This is a genomic window from Psittacicella hinzii (assembly GCF_003585885.1).
Lineage (GTDB): Bacteria > Pseudomonadota > Gammaproteobacteria > Enterobacterales > Psittacicellaceae > Psittacicella.
In genome coordinates, this window is sequence record NZ_NRHC01000127.1 from 1 (window position 1) to 1,322 (window position 1,322).

The window sequence follows — 1,322 nt, forward strand, 5'->3', positions numbered from 1 at the left end:
CAAGATATCCTTAACTTAGCGGGATATATTGTAGCTTCAGGGAATACTATGATGCACTTTGAAAGATGGGCTACAAAGATAGGATTAGGTAAGAAAGAGGCTATTTCCAGTCAAAGAATCAGTGAGTTATTCGCTAGAATTGACATTAATTCAATAAATGATTTCTTAACAAGATGGTGGCAAATTCATTCTCAAGACCAGAGCTTCCTAATCTACGATGTTACTTCGATGTCAACTGATGCTAAAAATATCACAAAAGCATTGAAAGGTTATAATCGAGATAAAGAGATGAAAAGTCAGATAAATCTTGGACTTATAATTGGTGAACAGAATGAACTTCCATTAGGTTATGTTACTTATGCTGGTAGCATTAACGACAAAACATACTTCCCATTTGTCAATGATATTGTTGAGGATATCAGTTCATCTCAAGTTACGTGGGTATTTGACCAAGGCTTCCAAGATAACAGTTATTTCAAAGAGTTAGATAAAAAAGGGATAAAGTTCTTAACAACAATGCCTAGAAATTTAAAGCTGTATGGAGAACTCGTAGAAGAAGCTCTTCAGAAAGGAATGACACCTCATTACTTTATTGATATGAAAGAATCTGGAGCAAGAGGATACACTAGAGAAAGTAACTTATATGGCTTAAAACTACAAACTCATATTATTTTCGATCCTGAGAAAAAAGCGGTACAAGATGAAAGTCAAAGACGATTAGCGATAAGTAATGATAAAAATTTATCAGATCTGAAGAAAAACAAAGGCAAAATTACCCCTTCAAATAGACGCTATTACACCGTTGAAATGTATTCAGAAACAGACTTTTCCTATAGTTTTAATGTAGAAGAGTATGCTTCTGATGAAAGAAAGAACGGCTTCTTCATTTACATGACAAATTATCAATATATGGATCTTAAAAAGACAAATGTCATTTATAGAAGAAAGGATCTTGTTGAACAATCTTTTGACTGCTATAAGAATGACCTAGGATTCAGAAGGCTGAAAACTCATAATGATGAGACTACTAGAGGGAAGACTTTTGTTGGATTTATAGCCTTAATCCTTAGATTACTAATGACAAAAACTCTAAAGACTAAAGAAAGAACTAAATATCTAACGGTGGCTCAATGCATCAACTACTTAATAGATATAAACGTTTATCAAGGTAACAAAAAATCTTCAATTGAACCTCTTTCTAGTCTTCAAAAAGATATTTATAGCAGTGCAAATATAGAAATAAAATAGCACCCAATTAAAGGGTGCTAAGCGCTAGTGTGGTCTATAAAGGCGGTAACTTAGGATTGAAAACGTGAGATATT

General features: G+C 33.0%; 1 protein-coding gene. It reads left to right on the forward strand.

Features of this window, described 5'->3' with window-relative positions; translation table 11 throughout:
* The coding region (locus tag CKF54_RS07505; protein ID WP_222987596.1) for a transposase at positions 1–1,248 on the forward strand (1,248 nt) is incomplete at its 5' end.
* Positions 1,249–1,322: the final 74 nt, after the last annotated feature.